Annotated in this window: 12 protein-coding genes; 8 read left to right on the top strand and 4 right to left on the bottom strand. The window is 63.6% G+C overall.

Features of this window, described 5'->3' with window-relative positions; genetic code table 11:
• Positions 1-70: 70 nt before the first annotated feature.
• On the bottom strand, positions 71-6,838 hold the full coding sequence (locus HY556_05345; protein ID MBI4393212.1) for a PKD domain-containing protein: 6,768 nt from the start codon (positions 6,836-6,838) through the stop codon (positions 71-73).
• A 178-nt stretch (positions 6,839-7,016) separates the two neighbouring features.
• Positions 7,017-8,867, bottom strand: coding sequence for an aldehyde ferredoxin oxidoreductase family protein (locus HY556_05340; protein ID MBI4393211.1), 1,851 nt, complete (start codon positions 8,865-8,867; stop codon positions 7,017-7,019).
• 474 nt (positions 8,868-9,341) lie between these two features.
• Here HY556_05340 and HY556_05335 point away from each other — a divergent pair, with 474 nt between their 5' ends.
• The 7 genes from HY556_05335 to HY556_05305 all read left to right on the top strand — a co-directional run bounded on the left by HY556_05335 (position 9,342) and on the right by HY556_05305 (position 15,216).
• Positions 9,342-9,779: a hypothetical protein gene (locus HY556_05335; GenBank protein ID MBI4393210.1), complete on the top strand. Its 438-nt coding sequence runs from the start codon at positions 9,342-9,344 to the stop codon at positions 9,777-9,779.
• Between the two features lie 19 nt (positions 9,780-9,798).
• Positions 9,799-11,142, top strand: coding sequence for a hypothetical protein (locus HY556_05330; GenBank protein MBI4393209.1), 1,344 nt, complete (start codon positions 9,799-9,801; stop codon positions 11,140-11,142).
• Positions 11,143-11,214: 72 nt separating this feature from the next.
• Entirely contained in the window at positions 11,215-11,862 is a 648-nt protein-coding gene (locus HY556_05325) for a hypothetical protein (GenBank protein ID MBI4393208.1), read from the top strand.
• 23 nt (positions 11,863-11,885) lie between these two features.
• Positions 11,886-12,380, top strand: coding sequence for a hypothetical protein (locus tag HY556_05320; GenBank protein MBI4393207.1), 495 nt, complete (start codon positions 11,886-11,888; stop codon positions 12,378-12,380).
• Between the two features lie 70 nt (positions 12,381-12,450).
• Complete coding sequence (locus HY556_05315) at positions 12,451-14,286, top strand: ATP-binding protein (GenBank protein ID MBI4393206.1); 1,836 nt, start codon at positions 12,451-12,453, stop codon at positions 14,284-14,286.
• A 4-nt stretch (positions 14,287-14,290) separates the two neighbouring features.
• Positions 14,291-14,593, top strand: coding sequence for a DUF357 domain-containing protein (locus HY556_05310; protein ID MBI4393205.1), 303 nt, complete (start codon positions 14,291-14,293; stop codon positions 14,591-14,593).
• Between the two features lie 434 nt (positions 14,594-15,027).
• Positions 15,028-15,216, top strand: coding sequence for a hypothetical protein (locus HY556_05305; protein ID MBI4393204.1), 189 nt, complete (start codon positions 15,028-15,030; stop codon positions 15,214-15,216).
• Positions 15,217-15,219: 3 nt separating this feature from the next.
• Here the strand turns inward: HY556_05305 and HY556_05300 are convergent, their stop codons facing one another.
• Together HY556_05300 and HY556_05295 are read right to left on the bottom strand one after the other, a co-directional pair.
• Positions 15,220-16,248, bottom strand: coding sequence for a dipeptide epimerase (locus HY556_05300; protein ID MBI4393203.1), 1,029 nt, complete (start codon positions 16,246-16,248; stop codon positions 15,220-15,222).
• Positions 16,249-16,268: 20 nt separating this feature from the next.
• Positions 16,269-17,339 carry a DUF1611 domain-containing protein gene (locus HY556_05295; protein ID MBI4393202.1) on the bottom strand — a complete coding sequence of 357 codons (1,071 nt, stop codon included), beginning with the start codon at positions 17,337-17,339 and terminating at the stop codon, positions 16,269-16,271.
• Between the two features lie 72 nt (positions 17,340-17,411).
• Between HY556_05295 and HY556_05290 the strand changes: the two genes are divergently transcribed.
• Positions 17,412-18,473 (top strand): S8 family serine peptidase, encoded by a 1,062-nt coding sequence (locus HY556_05290; GenBank protein ID MBI4393201.1) that lies wholly within the window; start codon positions 17,412-17,414, stop codon positions 18,471-18,473.
• Positions 18,474-18,545 lie beyond the last annotated feature (72 nt).

Raw genomic sequence — 18,545 nt, 5'->3', positions numbered from 1 at the left:
GGCGAGACGTCGATGGTGAAACTCGTCGTGCGTTGCGTCTCGAGGTTTCCGGCGCGGTCGTGAGGAGAGTCTATGGTCTCCTGATGACGCTCACCGATTCCGACCTTGCGAAGCCCACGGCGTCGATGGCCCGCACCTCCAAGACGTGCCGACCGGGCGTTGCCGTCGAAGCGTCCCAAAGGTGATAGTAAGGCCCGCTTCCGGTCTGCACCTTGACGAGCACCCCATCCACGTAGAACTTCACTTGCGCTACGCCCGATCCCGTGCCATCGCTTACGTCGGCCGTGAAGTTCACCGGGCCCGGCTCCACGATTCCGACGTCAGTACCGGCCAACGTCGAAGGCGATGTGATTGACGCGACCGGCGCCGTCCTGTCGATCCGGATGGTCATGAGGCCTGACGACTCCGCGTTCCCGGCGCGGTCCTCGGACCAGAACGCGATCGACGTCGTCCCGTCGGTCGGGACGTTGATGCCGGTCGACGGATTGTAGCCGATGCGGTTCCCGCCGTTCCACCGGTAGTAGGTCGCCAGGAGACCAGAACCGCCGGAGTCGGAGGCGAGGAGCGTCACGGAAACGCTTGACGTGTACCAACCGGACGGGGATCGCGTCCCCGTGGCCGCTGCGGTCGTGACCGGTGCCGTGCCGTCGACGATCACGCTCCTCGTGATGGAAGCGGACGCGCCTTCGGGGTCGGTCACGGTCAAAGTGTAGTAGTGTGAAGCCTCGGTCGCGAATGCATGCGTCACCGTCTTGCCCGCGGCCGTGGCCCCGTCGTCGAAGCTCCAGTCCTCGCCCGCCAATTGGCCGTCGGGGTCCGTGGAAGTGCTCGTGAATGTTCCGACCTGCCCCAAGCGAAGTATCGACGGCCCGATGAGCGATGCGATCGGTGGCCGATCGACGTTTCCGACGGTGATGTCGACGGCTTCAGAACCGGTGAGGTCCCCGTCGGTAACGCCCAAGGTCACACGGTGGACGCCGGCCTGCGAAAACGAGGGGGTCCACGCGAAAAGTCCGCGCCCGTCCGGCAGGTTCGAAAGCGACGCGCCGGCCGGTAGGTCCGACGCGACGAACGTAAGGGAATCCCCATCGGGGTCGCTACCTTGGACATAGAACCGGAGTTCGCTCGCCTCGGCGATCGTCTTCGCGCCCACGGGTTGAAGGACCGGCGCCGCATTCGTCACGGTCACGTCGCGGGTCGTGGACTCGACGTAACCTTCCGCGTCCTCGATGGTGAGCGTCGCTTGCAGGACGCCCGAGCGGGCGAAGGTGTGGCTCACCGTCGATCCAGCGGCCGTCGACCCGTCCGAGAAGTCCCAATCCCATGAATCGATGGCACGACCGCCCGGTGTCGAGGTGTCCGTGAACGTGAAGGCCGTCCGCCAATGGCCGGTCGCGGGCGAGACGTCAAACGACGGGGTCGGCGGGCAGACGGTGTGCGTCCCGTCGAGGTCGTAAAAGCAGGACACGTCGACGGAATCGCCGGTCCCGGCGTCTTCGATAGTTGCTTCAATGGTGTCCCTGCTGTAAGCACCCCAATGGTTGTATCGCGCATCGACGGCGAGTCCTGCGACACCCGGTTCTATGAGGAGTTTCGTGGCGGCGCCATCGAGACGGTTGTACCGGAGAAGTATGCCATCGGGCTGTGCCGCATCAATCGGAGCCCACGAGGCCGAAAGCCGGATCCCGGTCGGCACGGCGTTCCAGGTGTTCGAATGCGCGTAGACCTCGGTCGCTCCCTTGACCGTGAGGCCTATCCCCGTGCCTTCGAAGGTGTTGTACCGCGCCGCCTGACCGGTGCCGGTGAAGAAACTGACGCCGAGCGACTGGCCGCCGAACTGCGAAGCCGGGGCGACGCGTATCACGTTGCCGCGCGCCTCGCCGCCGACCACGCCGCTGAAATAGACACCGGTCCCGCTCTGGTCGATGTTGTTCAATGAGACCGTCGGGTCCACGGAATCGTACGCTCCGATGCCGATGCTCCCCGGGTACATGTTCCCAAGCACGCGGTTGAAGCGGAGCACGGCGTCCGTCGTGTCCCGGAGGATCGCGCCGTGCCGGGCCTGTGTCGCGCTAGCGCTCACGGCGAACGTGCTGTCGCGCACTTCCATCGCCGTCGAACCTTCGGAAGAAAAGACCGGACTCGCGCCGGTGAAGGTGAAACCGTCGATGAGGACACCCTCGACTTCGCCGACGGTGAAAGCCGGCTTGCCCGATCCCGACGAGTCCACGACGTTGATCCCCGCCGATGGGTTGCAGGCCGTGTTGTTGTCCCGCGTGCTGCTGCAGATCCTGACGCCGTCGAGCCTCGACGATTCCTCGAAGAAAGGCGCATTGCTCTCGATCGTCACGTTCTCAAGTCGCGGCGTGGGGCTCGTCGGGTAGATGGAGCCGGGCGCGATCATCGTGTCGCCGCTCTGGGCGAATTGGAGCGCGCCGTCGATCGACGTGAATGCGCAGTGGTAGTCCCAATAATTGTCGTAGACGATGATGACCTCGGCCCACGAATAGTCGCAGGACCAGTGCGGGTATGGGGACACTACGACGAGCGGCGGTTCGATGCTCCCGTCGACGAGCATGAACGGCACGTACTTCACGGTGTTACCCGTTCCCGAATCGGCGACGCGGGGCCCGATCCCCGTGTGACGGTAGATCTGCCAATCGTTGGCCCTTAGATCTATCACCTGTCCTTCGACGCCGTCCGGAACGGACGCGCCGATGGCGTTACTCGTCTCGAACTTGTTGAAGTGGATGTAGTTCGGCACGGAGACGTTCGTCGCGCAGTAAGACAGGGCCGCCCCGTTGTTCTTGAAGTCGTTGTTCACGATGACCGAGTAGGTCGTCCCGCACAGGAGAACACCCACCGAGTTCGTATCGACGACCCCGTCCTCGATGATGTTCACGACGTCGGTGACCTCGAACGCCGCCGTCGTCCACCCTTTCACGGTGTTGCCGCGAAGCCCCGTGTAGTAGAACCACCCCTTGAAGCCTGACGTGCCGCCGATCGAACCGTCGGCGAGGGGGACGTCCGCCGAGACGGTGTTGTACGCCAGGAAGCCGCCGAGCGTCCTCCCCTTGACGCCGTAGACGCGGGCCCCTCCGGCTTGATCGCATTGGCCCGCCGCCACTTGGGCCTGCGTACAGCCCCCGCCTTGGACGACGATCCAATTGGTGTTGAACTGCGGATAATACACGTCGTTGAAGCGGGCCCCGACGACCTCGTCGCCCTCGGCAGGCCCGAGGTGTTGGTACCTAACGGTAAGCGAAGTGAATCCGCCTGCGCTCACGTCGATGACCGTGTCAGAGATACCCGTTGCGTCGACGATCACCTTCGGCCCCTCGTTGGAGAACCCGCCGCAACCCCGGACCCCCGCTTCCGTCGCGCCGCATAGGAAGAGGTCCGTGAGGTCCTCGCCCCACCGGTTCTTGTCCACGGTGAGCGCTTCGAGGTAGGTGCCCGGGGCGATGTAGATCGTGTCGCCGGGACGCGAATTATTGATGGCGTCCTGGATCGTCGGGAAGTTGTTGCCATTGTTGCCGTTCCCGACGCCGCCACCGAGGAACGGGATCTTCGTGACGAATGCGTCCATCCCAGAGCCGCCCGCGTTCTCCGGCTGTATGGCGTTCGCGACCGGGAAATCTGACGAACCCGTGGTCCCGACCAGGATGAGATTGCCGAACTCGTCCATCGCCATCGCGTTGGCGACGTCGGTCTCCCGGCCGCCAAGGAAACTCGAATAGACGAGGGACGCGCCCAACGGATCGAGCTCCGACAAGAACGCGTCGGAGTTGTAGAAATAGTAGCTTGCGAAGGTGCCTTGCTCCGCGTTCGCCGTCACGGGGAAATCGCCCGAGTGGGTCTTGCCCGCGACGTACATGTTGCCGAACCCGTCGATCCCTACGGCGTTCGCCGCGTCGTCCTCCTCGCCACCGAGGAAAGTCGAATAAAGCAACGCGTTCCCCGTCGAAGACAGTCTGGAAAGGAAGGCGTCCTGACTCGGGACCTCGCCGCTTCCGGCCCGCGTGGAGTCGAAGGCGAACTGGGTCGGGAAGTCGAGCGAATAGGTGGAGCCCGCCACGAGGATCTGACCGTTGCCGTCGAACGCCATCGCGTTCAAGGCATCGTCCGTGTCGCCGCCGAGCAAGGTCGACCACGCGAGGGACGTGCCGTTACCAGCGATCTCCGCGACGAAGGCGTCCCGCCCTCCGCCATTGGTGAGGCCTGACGTGGCCCCGAAAACGGGATCGAACCGGAGGACGCCGAAGCTCAATTGCCACCCGGCGAATCCACCGAGGAGGTACGCGTTCGTCCCGTCCCACGTGGCCGAGGCGGAGTAGAGGGTCGTCGGAAGGGTCCCCGCAACGGTCGTCAACGTGTCCGTCAACGGGTCGTAGCGGTAGACCGTGTCGACGGGCGTGAGGTAACAGCCCTCGCACTCCGTCACGCCCCCGAATATGTAGAAGGCGGTGCCGGTCCAGAGGGCGCTAGCCCTCGCAAGCGGCGCCGGGAACGCCGCCGTCATCGTCGTGAGCGAATCCGTCGAAGGATCGTAGCGCATGATGGTGTCGAGCATCGAGCCTGGCCGCTGTCCGGCGAAGAGGTAGATGCTGCTGCCGTCCGTCGCCGCGGGGCCGTCGCCCCAGCCTTCCCAACCGTTCGGGCTCGGTAGCGTGGCACCCATCGTCTCGACCGTGTCGGTCGCGGGGTCGTAGCGCAGGATGTCGCTACGCGTCGGATAGAAGTAGTCGTACGTGCCGCCGAAGATGTAGACGTAATCTCCAAGCCCAACAGCGGCCGCGCCGGCACGTGGTTCGACGGAAGCACCCATGATGGCGACCGCGTCGGCCGTCGGATCGTACCGGCGAATCGCCCCCGACCAGGCGCCGGTATAGCAGCCCTCGCCGCAGGAGACCACATCGAATCCGCCTATCGCGTACCCATATGTCCGGTCGCTTGCGCCGGCAGCAAGCGAAAAACCGGTCGGAAAGCGGGCCGTCATGACTTCGGCGGAGAGATCGGCCGCCCCGAAGCGGACGACGTCATCGCAGTAACTGAAACCATTGCCCAAGCATTCGAGCCCGCCGAAGATGTACGTGTGGTCGCCGATGGTGGCGCTCGCGGCCTCCGCAGATACCCGGGGAAGGCTCGGTCCCCGCTCCATGAACGCGCCAGCCGTGGTCGGGAATGTCGCCGAACGCGTGTCGCCGGCCACTGTGATCCTACCGTCTGGAGAGACGGACAGCGTATTGATCTCGTCGTCGGAGAGGCCGCCCAGGTACGTCGCGTAGACGATTGAACCTGCGGGGTCAAGCCTTGCAAGGACGGCGTCACCTTGATCGTATCCGGCGCCGGCGTACGCCGAGTCGATCGCGTCAGGGGTCGTCGGGAAGCCTTCCCTGGCATCGCCTGCGACCCAGATCGTTCCGTCATCGGCGACCACCAAGGCATGCCCCTTCGAGGACGAGCCTTCGCCGATGGTCGTGGAGAAGAGGAGCGTGGAACCATCGGCGCTCAATTTGGAAACGACGGCGCGGACTCGGTCTATTCCTGATGGCGGGTTCTCCACGGGATTGACCAGTGGATAGTCGGGCCCGTAGGTCGCGCCGGTCACGTAGACACGGTCGGCCCCGTCGAGGGCCATCCCGACGTGGGTAGGGTCCAATCCGACAGAGTCGCCGACGTACGTCGCGAACTCGACCGATGTGGCGGCGGCGTTGAACTTCGTGATGAAGAACACGTATTGGCAACCGCAGCCGTAGATGTCGGTGGGCTTCGAGGCCGAGTAGGAACCCGTGGTGGTGGGGAAGTCCGAACTCCAGGTCCAGCCGGCAAAATACGTGGAACCGTCGGAGCCGATGGCAACGGCCTCGGCGACGTCGTCGCCCGTGCCGCCGTAGAACGTGGAGTAGACGAGCGGGTCGATCACGAGTTCCGCAGCCGCATCCTTCCACAGGGTCTGGAAGCCGACGGTGTCCTCGGAGATCATGAAAAAGCTTCCCGGGACATCAACGCGGCCCGCGTCGGAGACCTGGTAGACCGATGGCTTTGCGTGCCGGATCTCCCCGGCACCTGTCTTGACCACCAGTTCGCCCATCGGGTCGATGAGGATGCCGTCGGTGCCGTCGATCCGCAAACGGATCTGGTCAGCATCTGCACCTGGTCGGAGCACGAAGTCGTATTCCGGCCCCGCTGCCGTTGAGCGGAACACGAGGTCTATACCCTCGTAGACGGATGCGTACGTGACCCGTTCGTAATGCGCGGCACCCGAGACCCATCCGTGAGGGTCCGAGCCGATGAAATGGTTGCCCGTCATGGGGAGCGAGGCCGATGCGGCGGGGCGAAGGCCCGGTGCAACGCCTTCCATGGTGAACGAGACGACGCTCATCGTTGATTCCGCCGGCGCCCCGTTCTCATCGCGCTTTGAAACATCGATAAGACGCAGGACAAAGGAATCGTCGAGGAGGTACAACATTGAACCGCCGTCGCGGAGAGTGAACCGCACGCGCGGATCGACCTGGCCGAGGTTCTCCTCGAAGCCCACGGGGTCAGGCGTCGGCGGGACGAAGGATTGTTCCGTCACGGGCGTCGGCGGCCCGCCGGGCGAGGCGAATGGCGCCTTGGGGAGGCCTACCCGACCGAGGAGGTCCGAGACGACCGGTGGGACGTTTTCGACCGCCGATGGAAACGCGGTCTCGCTGCCTTCCGCCTCGTGGCCCTCCGCCGGCGCGGCGCTCGCCTCGCCGGGGAAAAACGCGGTGGACCCTGGCGTCGCGAGGAGCGCCACTGCGATGATGGTCGAGAATGCCCTTGCCTTGCTGCCGCCCGCTCTCCGCCTCATATCAATCGACTCCCTCTACAAGGCCGGTCGTCCCTCTGCCTACGCCGCGATCGCGCTGCGTTCGAAACCGGGACGCCCGCCTCCAATACCGCCCGCTTCCAGCGGGTAAGCACGAACCATGAGACGTCCCATTATAACCTTCGAGTGCTGAACCTCGGAGTTGCCATTCCCTTACGGGCTATGCTCTCGCGAGCGTCGAAAGACCGAGTCGTGCCAGCGTTGCGGGCGAGGGCGCTCCGTCGACGCCCCAACCGCGTAATGCGTAATAATCCGCGATCCACGGTCTCAACACGTCGTCCGGGATCGCTTCTTGGCGGTCACCGAAATCCAACGGCTCGCGCTTGAAGCGCGGCGGCAGGTCATCGTCCTCCGGGCGCGCCCCCATACGCGTCGTGAAAAGGCGGCCGAGGTTGAAGTTCCGCTCGCCCACTTCAAGCATGGAATCGCGATCCATCTGGACACCGGTCACGGCGGTCACGAGCCGTCTTAGATGCGGGAGGTTGTACGCCTTCCCCGTGAGGTTCGTCGTGAAAAGACAGACTATGAGACTGTTCGTGAAGGACACCGCGTCCTCCCAATTCTTCACCACCGCCGTCTTCCTTTCGCTCGCGTCGAACCGCGACAAGGCGGCGGTCGCCCCGAGTTCGGGCGAGGCGTTCGCGCGCTCCACGGAAGTGTCGTGGAGCCCCTCGTTGTGGTTCGCGCCGCGGGGACCCACCGCATAGGTGAGTCCAAGGCCTTTCTTCCCGCGCGGCTCGTGCATCGGCACCTCAAGGCCTTTCACGTGGATCGCGAAGTCCGACCCGCCGAGTCGCCTCGCCGCCTCGCGCACGCCAAGCGACAACGTCTCGCCGAGGCCGCGACGGTACGCAATGTCGTCAAGCAGCCGCAACGCTTTCGAAGCGTCCCCCCACGCGACGCCGTCGTCGATGAGCCCGCGTTCCGAGGCCTCCATGGCGAAGGCGATGACGTTCCCCGCCGAGATCGTGTCGAGCCCGTGCTCGTTGCACCTCGCGTTCGCAAGCGACACGTGCTCCAGGCTGTCGACCATCTGCAGCGAGCCGAACGCGGCGATGGTCTCGTACTCTGGCCCGCCTTGGGCCTTTTCGATCCGTTCCCCGTCCACTTCTCCTTCGACGATGCGTTTGCAACGGACGTGACAGGCGAAGCAGGTGTCCCGCCCGACGAGCAGGTCGTCATGGAGCCGCACGCCGCTGATCTTCGACGCTCCTTCAAACCGGCCTTGGTGGAAGTTATGCGTCGGTAGGATCCCCAGCGAGTCGAGCGATTCCACGCCTCCCGGCGTCCCGTATTCGCCGAAACGCTTCATGCCGGGGCTTTGGAGCGTCGAGATGTAGTCTTTGAGCGCCTCCCGGTACGCCGCCTCGTCGTCGACGGGCACCTTCGCGTTCCCCCTCACCACTATCGCCTTCAGCGTCTTCGAACCCATCACCGCGCCCACGCCGCACCTTCCTGCCGCGCGGTTGCGATCCGTCATGATGGCCGCGAACCGTACGAGGTTCTCTCCAGCGGGTCCTATGGAGGCGCATCGGGCGCGAGGAGACCGCTTCAGAAGCTCCGCCTCGGTCTTCGACACGGGCGCTCCCCGAAGGTCTCCGGCGGGCAGGATCTCAGGTCTTCCGTCGATGACGGAGAGGTATTGCCATTCCGGGGCCCGGCCTCGGATGATGATGCCGTCGTAACCGGTCTTTTTCAACTCGCTGCCGAAGTACCCGCCACAGAACGCCTCCGCGAACAGTCCTGTGAGCGGCGAGCGTGCGTAGACCGCGTGCTTTCCGGCGCCGGGGACCGAGAGACCGACGAGTGGTCCCGTCATGAAAACGAGGATGTTCCGAGGCCCTAACGGGTCGTCTTCCGCGCGCCCCTCGTACTGGTCCAACAGTATCCTCGCGCCGATTCCCCGGCCGCCGAGATGAAGCGAGGCCCAATCCGCAGGAATGTGCCAATCCGACATCGCCGCCGTCGTGAGATCGACGTCGAGGAGCTTTCCGTGAAGGCCGCCGGGCATGGACTAACAACGCCCGCTATGCCCTAAACCGTTACCGACCAGCTGCCCCAGCGTGCACCTTTCCTTTCGTTCGGGGAGGGGTGTTTCTGTTACGCGGTCCAAACTATGAGATTAACCTGGATCCATCCGAAGACGATCTCCCGAAAAAACCTGTCGGGCGGATCACTTCGGAGTCCGACGTCGCATGGTGTCGGCGGTCCATGATCGCGGAGTTCTTGTTTTTTTCCTGAGCGTCGGCGTGGATCCACCCAAAAGTCCTCCCTCCTTGGAAAAAAGTCTTCACATTAATGCCGTATTTGTGATTCCGTTCAAGGCACGAGAATACGAATCCCCATAAACCTTGCATTCCTTTCGATTTCTTTTAGGCTCCGACCCGCGTGGTCATCCATTCGATCGAATGAGGCAAACCTATTTGGATAAGAGGCCTGTTGCGGTAGTTACCCGTTCTCGCGAAGGGGTAAGGGAGGTATCAACGTGGCTGGTCCAGAAACCCGTAAGGCAATAACGCAGAACAAACCGCCGATGGCCGTCGACGTGCGCCCGCTCTCGCTCACGGAGGTCCCTCGTCGGATTCCCGTCTCCGAGGTCGCCGACGCCGAAAGTTTTCTGCGGACCTTCTTCTGGTCGCCCTTCGATTTCAAGACCGGCAAGCACCGTAACGGGATCCTGCGCGTGGCCCGGCTCGACGACTTCGTCGACGCGGTCAAGACGGTCGACATCAAGGCCCTCGAATACGGGATCTACGCGGGCGACATCGAACGGTGGATCTCCGAAACCGTCGGCGACAAGCAGCTCGCGCGCGAGTTCGCGAACATCCGCTACCTGGCGCGCTTCGGCGAGAGCCTGAGGGACCAGGTGTTCCTCGTTTCATTATCACGCCTTGAGGAGCTTCAAGTCAACAAGGCCCAGTGAATTCACAGGAGACGAAAGAATGCCAAAGCAGACAAGGACAGAGACCCGCAAGGGCGGACATGAGGAGGCCAGTGAATGGACGGACGTCTCGAAGGCCAAGGAGACGGACTTCGACAGCCCGGTTTCCCACGCCGGACAGGAAGTGAAGGTGCTTGAGGACGGCACGATCCGCCGTCAGCTCGGCGACGTGACGATCACGGTCAGCCCGAAGCACGTGTTCACCCAGAAGTATGCGGACGGCACCACCGTGCGCGTCGACGAGAGCGGACACTTCGAATCCCGCTTCGCGGACGGCCTCAACGTCGAGGCGACCCCGCAGCGCGACCTCATCCTCAACTTCCCGAACAAGACGGGGATCACCGTCGCCCGCGGAAGCGAGGTCGGCGTCAACTACGCAAACGGCGAGAGCGCCCACTACGGGATGGCCGGCTTCAGCCTCAAGCTGAAAGACGGTTCGAACGTCACCATCGACCCGCACGGCACGTTCGTCCACCGCCTCCCCGACGGCACTGAACTCGCCGTTTGGGAAGGGAGCTTCGAGAAGAAGCTACCCGACGGTACGACGATCCGCAACCAGCCCGACGGCCGCTTGGAAAAGGAGACGTCCGACGGCGTCAAGGTCAGGATCGATGCCGATAAGAGCGTCACGAAGCACTTCCCCGACGGGTCGCAGATCACGGAGACCGGCGACAGGACGCTCAGGAAGGTCCTTCCCGACGGCGCGACCGTGGAAGTCGCCCACGACGGGACGATAACCAAGACCACCCGCGACGGCGTCACGGTGCGCGACTACGTCTCTGGCGTGTTCGAGAAAAGGCTCGCCGACGGCACGATCATCCGCATGAAGGCCGACAAGACGCTCGAGAAGATCCTCCGCGACGGTACAATCGTGCGCGAGTTCGCCGACAGGACCTTCACGAAGGAGTTCCCGGACGGGGCGCTCGTGAAGCAGCTCCCCGACTACACCGTTGTGAGGACGCTACCGAACGACACGACCTTGGAGATCAACCCGGACGGGACGCTCATCAAGACGCTCCCGGACGAGACGGTCGTGAAGGAGCTTCCCTCGAACATGCTCGTGAAGACCTTGAAGGACCTCACGATGGTGAAAGTCCTCGCGGACGGCAGCATCATCAAGACGATGCCCGACGGCGCGATCGTGTCCGAATGGAAGAACGGGCAGTTCGTGAAGGAACTCCCGGACGGCACCATCTTCAAGGTGCTCGCGGACAAGACCTTCGTGAAGTCGATGCCGAACGGCGTCACCGTCACGGAGCACCCCGACGGGTCGATTTCGAGGAGCTTCCCCAACGGGTCGGTCCTCACCATCAACCCCGATGGGACCATCAACCGCAGCCAGTAGATAGAACGCTTCGGGCGGGGTATCCCCCCGCCCTTTCCATTTCACCCACTCCCCGGAACAGGTAGTTCGCCGATGCCACGAAAGGACCCACGGAAGCAATACGAGTACATCTTCACGCCCCAGGACGGCCTCGATTCGTTCACGTTCGACGAGACCGTCGCGGACATCCGAAAGGGCCTCGTGGACAAACTCATGAAGAAACTGCCTTCAGTGCGGCCGCCCGCGTGGCGTAAGGACGGCCAGGAGATGGCTTTCACGAGCGGCGGCGGCGCGACGGGAAAAGGCAGCATCTGGACGAGGCCGGTGGCCTTGACGGACCTACGCTCGATCGAATCGGCCGTATTCCACTTCATCGAGAGACGCCGACTTTGGGGCGGATCCGGGGCGCAAGAGATACGCTTCCACGTGAGGGCCAACGCGCGCGTCGGGAGAGACGACGACATGGAAGTGTCCGGCCACACCCTTCACGATCAATCGGCCCCCGCCGACGGGACGTGGCATTCGCACACCTTCGACCTCACGGACCTTCTTCGCCGGCACGAGGCCCGGCCAGCTTACGTGACCGCTGAGATCGCGGTGGAAAGCGCCTCCGCTCGCGAGGAGGAGCAGGCTCTGGAGTTCGCCTTCAAGGGCTTCACCCTCGTCGTGAACGTGCCGCCGGAGACGGAGCTCCAACCTGCGCACGTGATCCTCGATCAGTCGGTCTCCAAAGCCTCTTAGGGCCCGGCGTCCCTTCGACACCGTTGGACGCCGAGGACGTCTGGATGCTCAATTGCCCTGGAGAGGCGATCCGTGGGCGAAGCGGCGCCACGATGCTGCGCCGCGTCCCATCGCTTTTCAGGATGTCAGGGGAGCTCATGGTGGGCGATCGCTCGCTCGTCTTCGCTCCCGATGGTTCCTACATGAAGAATGTGGCCATCCTACTCTTCGGATCCTCGGCAGTTACGTCGTTCGCTTTCCTGTTTTTCTTCCCGGATGGTCGCGGGTTCCTTGTTGGCGCCCTCGTCTTCATCTCGGCGGGGCTTACGTATTTCATGACCACCCGCATGAGCAGGGCAAGTGCCCACGGCTACCTGTTCCGCGTTTGCGACGTGTCGGCCTTTGATGAGCTACGCGGCGTCCTGGAATTGTCCACGCGGGCCGGGGGTGATCCCCTCGCGGATAAGGGTCTCCATCTGCGGCTGAGGCTGAAGTTACGGGACCCGGCGGCGCTTGTTCCCCACATCCGCGCCAAGTAGGTTCGGTCATCCCAGTGGCTTCCTAAAATAACAAATATAAGTGAAGCCCGTCTAAGTAGAGTCGACCGGGATGCAGGAACAATTAGGCGTCATTTACGGGCACGTCGACGCCGCGGAGTTCAAGATTGCGTTGAACGATGCCCAGGTCAAACGCGGCGAGTACGTGAAGGTCAGGCACGACGAGGGGATAGTGCTCGCGCGCATCCACGCGATCACCCGCGAGAGCGACCTTTCGTTCGAACGCGCCTCGTCCGTTTCACCCTTCAGTCGGCCCGACGTCTCGGACAAGCTGTCGGCGAACGCGATCGTCCTTGGCTACCGGGACGCACGATCCATACTTCGAAGCCCTCATTCCCCTTTCAAGGCCGGCGAGCGCGTGCTCCGCGCGGACGCGGACCTGATCCGGAGCGTCTTGGGTCTCGCCGACGACGATGGCGCCTACATCGGCTTCCTGGCAGGCCACGACATCCCGGTGCGGCTCGACATCAATGCGCTCGTCCAAAAACACGTCTGCGTCCTTGCGAAGACGGGGGCGGGCAAGTCTTACGTGGTCGGGGTCATCCTCGAGGAGCTTCTCAAGAAGCAAGTGCCCATCGTCGTGATCGATCCGCACGGTGAGTACTCGAGCCTCGCCGAACCGAACGTCGAGAGGCGCGAGATGACGATCATGCGCCGGTTCGGCGTGAAACCCAAGGGCTACAGCGAGGCGGTCATCGAGTACTCGCCGGACAACGCCGTGAACGCGAACGCGCAAAAGCTGAAACTCGATGGGACTAACCTGCGCCCCCATGAATTCAACGACATACTCGGGGGCCGCATATCGAGCGTCCAGATGGGGATGCTCCACCAGGCGATCAAGGCGATAACGGATCGCGGCAAGGACTACACGGTGCGCGACGTCATCGAAGAGGTCAAGCGCAACCAATCGAACGCCAAGTGGAACCTAGTCTCGACGCTCGAACTCGTCGAGGGCCTCGGGATCTTCCACGAGGAGGGCACGCCCGTGGCGGCCCTCGCCAAGAAGGGGCAATGCACGGTCGTCAATCTCCGGGGCGTGCCGCCGGAGATCCAGCAGATGGTCGTGTCGCGACTTGGAAAAGAGCTTTTCGAGGCGAGGAAACTCAACCGCATCCCACCGATGATGCTTGTCGTCGAGGAGGCTCACAATTTCTGCCCTGAACGCGGCTACGGCGTCGCCCTCTCGTCGGATCTTCTTCGGACCGTGGCCGCGGAGGGGCGCAAGTTCGGCCTTGGTCTCACCGTCGTGAGCCAACGCCCGGCCAAGGTCGACAAGAACGTGGTTTCCCAATGCAACACGCAGTTCATCCTCAAAGTGACGAACCCGAACGACCTCAAGGCCATCTCCTCCTCGGTCGAAGGCCTCACTGGAGAGATGGAGGGCGAGATCGCGAAACTCCCGGTGGGCGTTGCGATAGTCTCGAACGCGGCGCTGGCGCAGCCCATCTTCGTCGAGATCAGGCCGCGCGAGACGAAGCACGGCGGGAGCTCCGTCAATGTCCTCGAAGACCTCGATTCCGAGGCGCCGGAGGAGGAACGGGAGGTCGAGACGCCGGTGTCGCGGCGGGCCATCCACGAGGAGTTGGAGGCCGCGGACACGGAACCGGCGTCGCCGCCTGTGACGACGGATCGCGATTTCCTTGAGGTACGGGAAGCGACGATGCGGCTCGCCGAAAGCGACCTGTCGCGCCTCCCGGAAAGGAACCTGGACGAGTTGTTGACGCTCATCGACGCGAAGCTCTTCCCAAAGATCGAGAGGCTGCTTCGCGATTACAAGGATGACGAGGGCACGAAAGACCTGAAACGGAGCCTCGAAAGCGTGCGCGTGAAGGTGAAGTCCCAATTGAGGAAAGGGAAGGGGTTCCACGCCCGGCTCTGGAACCGGTGAGGCCATGGCGGAGGGCGCCGCGGACCGTATCCCGAAGGAACGGCTCGAGAAGTACCTCGCCATCACCCGGGAGGCGTTGGGCCACGTGAAGATCGCGGCGCACGAGAGATCCCATTTGCGAAGGTCGGCCGACGAGTTCCTCGAGATGGCGCGCGCGTACTATGAGGACGCCATGCATTTTTCAGAAAAGGGCGACATGGTGAACGCCTTCGCCTGCGTGAACTACGCGCACGGCTGGCTTGACGCGGGGGCCCGGATCGGCCTGTTCGAGGTCTCGGGCAAATACAAATTGTTCGCGCTGGACTGAAACAAACACGCGCATCCCTTGGCGAGCGCCCGGCCCATCCCGGAGGGATGGGCCCCGTCCCTAACGGGGCACAAGTTTTCCGTGCACGCTTTTTGGCGCCCCCGGCGCCAAAAAGGGTGCTGTGAGAGCAAGAGGGGCCCGACGCATCCCAATACATTCGGGAAGAACTCGTTGGGGGCGGGGAGGGAGTTCGACTGGTCTTGAGAGGCGTCAGCGGCCCCCGATAATCGGCAACTGCACTTCTAGTCGGACCCATCGACTATTTAAGCTGTTTATTACAAACTTGATACGATTTCAGGAAATCTAACACTTGGAACGCCTCGTTTCGTCCATCTATGGACAATTTTGGGGTTCCACCCCGTTTTCCTTCCTGCCGGCGGCTTGAGCCAAGCCGCTTCACAAATCTAATAAATGTGACACCGTGATGAGAAAGCATGGCGAACCTAGCTGTGATCCGCGTAAGCGACTCCGACAAGCGCGATTTCGACCTATTCAAAGCGGAACTGGCCAAGGAACGCGGTTCCATGGTGACGCAGGACGAGGCCTTCCGTGAGATACTGGCGCGCGCCCGCTCGAAGCCCACGACCGGTGAAGAGAAACTCAAGCCGCCGAATTTCTTCTAGAGCTCAAAGGGGCGAAAGACCGAGGCCAGGTCCGTCCGGCGTCGAGATCACGCCCTTCACGATGGACGCCCCCGCGTAGTCGTCGTTTGCGATGAGGTCCGCTCCGTCGAGGTCGGCGAAATCCGCGAGGGCAAGAAGCTGCGCGGCGGCCGAGATCGCGACGCTCGATTCTATCATGCACCCGATCATCGTCTTCAATCGCCGCTTCCTGGCCGCCTTTAGAAGGTCGGCGGCGGGCCTGATGCCGCCGGATTTCATCAGTTTCACGTTTATCCCCCGGACGGTCTTGGTCGCGGCCAAGAACTCGACGTCCTCCACGGTCTTCACAGACTCGTCCGCGAATACCGGGATCTTCGTGGCGGCGGTAAGGTCCCGTAGATCCCGCACGAGACGAGGGCTCACCGGCTGTTCGAGGAGTTCCACGCGGTTGTCTTCAAGCGCATCGAGCATCCGGCGGGCGGTGCGCGGGTCCCATCCCGCGTTCGCGTCCACGCGTAATCGCGCCTTCGGAGCGGCCGCGCGCACGGCGGCGATGCGGGCCGCGTCCTTGGGCCCGGCACCGAGTTTGATCTTCAACGTCCCGTAGCCCTCGACGAGGAACAAGGCGGCCTCCTCGGCCATCTCCTTTGGTTCGGCGAGGCTCACGGTCTTCGAAGTGGCCAGTCGCGCCTTCGGAAGTCGAAGGAGGCGGCGCGCCGGACGGCCCGCTTCCTTGCCTCGTAGGTCTAGGATGGCCATGTCGAGCGCCGCCATGGCGGAGCCATTCCCGGATATCCCGGTCCGCGCTTCTTTGAACCCGGCATCGAGCCCACGGCGGTCTGAAAGTATCTGGCGCCGGACGATCCCGAGGACGTCCTCGACACTGGCCACGGTCTCGCCCGTCACGCGTAAAGACGGCGACGCCTCACCGAGGCCGCTCGACTTGCCGTCGGTGACCTTCACTCGAACTACCGTGACCAGGTCCGACGCGCCGGCAGAGATCACGAAGGGCCTCTTGAGTTTCAGGTCGCGCCGCGAGACGTCAATGTCCACGTCACTTCAACCCCGTCGCCTCAATGTCCACGAAGCGTCACCCGTTTCCTATGACCGTAGGACGCCTTCTCGATCGCATCCATCAATATCCCAGGCCCGAATCGCACGGGGTCGGTCGCCGGCAGCCCCGATTCCCGCTCGGCCTTCGCCACCTCGGCGCGCGCCTGCTCATCCGTCAACCCGAGGGTCATGAGCGCGACGCCGACCACGCGCCCGCCGGTCGTGTGCCGGAGAAGCCGCTCGTTGTTCTCGATCTCCTCCTTCAGTGGCACTATGGGGAAGTCTTCGAAGCTTTTCTTGTGCTTTCTCGTCGCGTCATGGCAGAGGATGAGGTAGTCTGGCGAGGCGCCGTGAAGCAACGAAACCGTCACTCCGGAGTAGGCGGGGTGGCTTGTCGTCCCCTGCCCCTCCACGACTATCAGGCGCTTGCCCTTTCCTGCCGCGGACAACACCATGCGCTCAACCTCGCCCGCCATGAAATCGCCCACGACCGCATCGATCGCGACCCCTTCATCGGCGCCGATCATCATGCCCGTCTGGCCGGTGGCGACGAAGGCCGCCTCGATGCCGCGCCGTAGCGCTTCGCGTTGGAGTTCCACTGCCGTCGTCATCTTCCCGATGGAGCAATCCGTGCCGATCGTGAGGACCGTGATCGCTGGGATCCTTCGCGCCTCGCCCGTCGCGATGAGTCTTCGCTGCGGCGGCCGCCGGACATCGACTATCTTGGCGCCGGTCCGGGCCGAGAGTCCGGCAAGTGCGGGGTCATCGGCGATGAAGAAGTGGAGTCCGCTCACGACGTCGACCCCGTTTTGAAGCGCAGTTTCGAGGTCGACACGCCATTCGTCCGGGAGCATGCCGCCTACGGGAGCGATGCCGATCGCGAGGGTGTCCGGCTTGAAGGCGAGGGCCTCGCGCATGGAAGCGACGATGGGGATCCCCTTGGCGACGTCGAGGAACTCGCCGGCGTCGTGCCCCGCCTTCGAGCGGTCGATGACAGCGACCACCTTGTCCCGTCCGTAACGAATGAGGCTCGCGCCGGTCTTTGCCGACACGGGCCCGAACTTGTCATGGGCGAGGATGACCGTGGTCACGTGGACGCTATCTCCGGGCGACCCCTAAAGGATTATCGCCCCTTTTTCTACCAGAAGCGGGTTATGCGGTCGATGCGCCGGGATTCGTTCCTGATCCTGCTCTTGGTGCTTCCGGGGCTTACGGGCTGCACTGGGGTGACTGACCAATTCGTCACCCAATCGGCCTGGGCGCTGAAGATCACCGGCATCGAAGCCCTCCATGCGCGAGGCACCCTCGGTCGCGGCGTCCTCGTGGCCGTCGTCGACACTGGGATCGACACCTCGCACCCTGAATTCGCGGGCGTGAGCGTTGCGTGGGTGGACGTCGTGGGTGGGAGGACTTCGCCCTACGACGACAACGGCCACGGTACCCATGTCGCCGGGATAATAGTGGGCCAGGGAAAAAACGACGTCGTCAAAGGGGCGACGGTCAAAGGCGGCTCCCCCCTCTCGGGCCTCATCGCCGTGAAGGCGGTTCCGGGCAACGGGGAGGTGGACGATGCGGGGGCGGCGCGCGGCATCTCCGCCGCGATCGACGGCGGCGCGGACGTCATCGTCCTCTCGCTCGGAGGAAAGAAGGGTCTCCTGTCCTTGGGGAGCCAGACCGAAGACCAGGTTAACCGCGCCGTGAACCTCGGCGTCTTCGTCGTCGCCGCCGCGGGGAACAAAGAAGACCCGAACGAGGACAACGGCGACGTAGCGACCCCTGCGTCCGTCCAAGGAGCGATCGCGGTGGGCGCCGTGGACGAGAAGGAGCACATCGCGCCTTTCAGCTACAAGGGGAAGAACACGGGTGTCATCGGGTCGATCGGCGCGAGGACGGACCCGAACCAGAAACCGGAGCTCTTGGCTCCAGGCGTCAACATCGTCTCCTCATGGAAGGAGGGCCTCTACGTCTCGGCAAGCGGCACTTCGCAGGCAACACCCTACGTGGGCGCCGTGATCGCCTTGCTCCTCGAAGGTTTCCCGAAGTACCAACGGGACGGGGCCGCCGGCGGCCCGAGCGCCGTCACGGAGTTCAAGAACGTCTTCATGGTGACGGCCAAGAAGATCGGGCCTCTTGCGGGCCGTGGCCCCACCGCTCACGACGATTACTACGGATACGGGCTCGTGAACGCCGCCGCGGCCTTCGACGCGCTCGCCGCCAAGGGGTAGGCAGCCCCGCCATCGCGCCGGCGTCCGTCTTTGTTCAATAAAGCTTTTTAGGCGATATGGCGACTTGGAGGC

The sequence above is a fragment of the Euryarchaeota archaeon genome (genome assembly GCA_016207515.1).
In the GTDB taxonomy this organism is placed as follows: Archaea; Thermoplasmatota; SW-10-69-26; order JACQPN01; family JACQPN01; genus JACQPN01.
This window is presented reverse-complemented; position numbering and strand designations above follow the sequence as displayed.